Genomic DNA, 1310 nt, shown 5'->3' on the forward strand with positions numbered 1-1310 from the left:
GGGGCTGTAGACAATTCTGTGTAACTGCTTTTTAATCAGAACCCTAGCTAGGGACAAGGAAAGTAGTTATGAACCAAAAAGAGTTAGAAGCATTTGCCAAACAGGCAGCTCAAAGCATCAAGTCTGAAGCTGATCTCAACGACTTCAGAGCCATATTAACCAAAGTCACTGTGGAAGCCGCGTTGAATGCTGAGCTTGAAGACCACCTTGGTTATTCAAAACACGAAAAATCCGCTAGCAGCAATCAGCGTAATGGTTACTCAAGTAAGAAAGTTCAGATGGAAGATGGTGAGTTCGAGCTCAATACACCACGTGACCGCCAAGGTAGTTTTGAGCCTAAAATGGTCAAAAAGAACCAGACGCGGTTCACCTCCATGGATGACAAGATCCTTCACTTGTATGCCAAGGGGATGACGACGCGGGATATCGTGCAGACCTTTGATGAAATGTACGGTGCCGATATCTCACCAACGCTGATTTCTCGTGTTACCAACGCCGTTCTTGACGAGGTTACACAGTGGCAATCTCGTCCTTTAGACCCAATTTACCCTATCGTCTATCTTGACTGTATCGTGGTGAAGGTGCGTGAAAACAACAAGGTGATTAATAAAGCCGTCTTTCTCGCCCTAGGCGTTAACCTTGAAGGCCACAAAGAGCTATTAGGCATGTGGATAGCTGAAAATGAAGGCGCTAAGTTCTGGCTTAGTGTGCTGACCGAGCTTCAAAATCGCGGCGTGCAGGATATCTTAATAGCCTGCGTAGATGGCTTAAAAGGCTTTCCTGATGCAATCAACACCGTATACCCCAATACCCAAGTTCAGCTCTGTATCGTTCATATGGTGCGAAATTCAATGAAATTTGTGCCATACAAGGACTATAAGGCCGTCGCAGCAGACTTAAAGCTGATTTACCAAGCCACCACCGAAGATGAAGCACAAATGAACCTGGCACGATTTGCTGAACGCTGGGACGGCAAATATCCGAATATTTCAGCGTCATGGAGTCGGCACTGGGAGAACCTCAACACCCTGTTTAATTACCCTCAGGATATCCGTAAGGCAATCTACACCACTAACGCCATCGAATCACTAAACAGTGTGATCCGCAAAGCTATCAAGCTGCGCAAGCTGTTCCCGAACGATGACTCAGTTAAAAAAGTCATTTACCTGGCAATAATGCAGGCTTCTAAGAAATGGACCATGCCCATAAGAAACTGGAAACCTGCCCTAAATCGCTTTAGTATTGAATTTGAAGAGCGCTTAACAAATTACCTTTAAATCGGGTAGTTACACAGAATCCGACACAGGCTC

At 45.4% G+C, this 1310-nt stretch carries 1 protein-coding gene; it reads left to right on the forward strand.

What is annotated here, in order from left to right; all coding sequences use genetic code 11:
* Positions 1-68: 68 nt before the first annotated feature.
* The gene (locus AB4238_RS05370) at positions 69-1277 is read left to right on the forward strand and encodes an IS256 family transposase (RefSeq protein ID WP_372032072.1); all 1209 of its coding nucleotides are present in this window, start codon (positions 69-71) and stop codon (positions 1275-1277) included.
* Positions 1278-1310: the final 33 nt, after the last annotated feature.

The organism is Shewanella sp. 10N.286.45.A1, assembly GCF_041470405.1.
In the GTDB taxonomy this organism is placed as follows: Bacteria; Pseudomonadota; Gammaproteobacteria; order Enterobacterales; family Shewanellaceae; genus Shewanella.

What these genes read in the sequence shown, in the direction of transcription:
- AB4238_RS05370 (WP_372032072.1), top strand. Translation starts at nt 69, where the DNA reads ATGAACCAAAAAGAGTTAGAAGCATTTGCCAAACAGGCAGCTCAAAGC.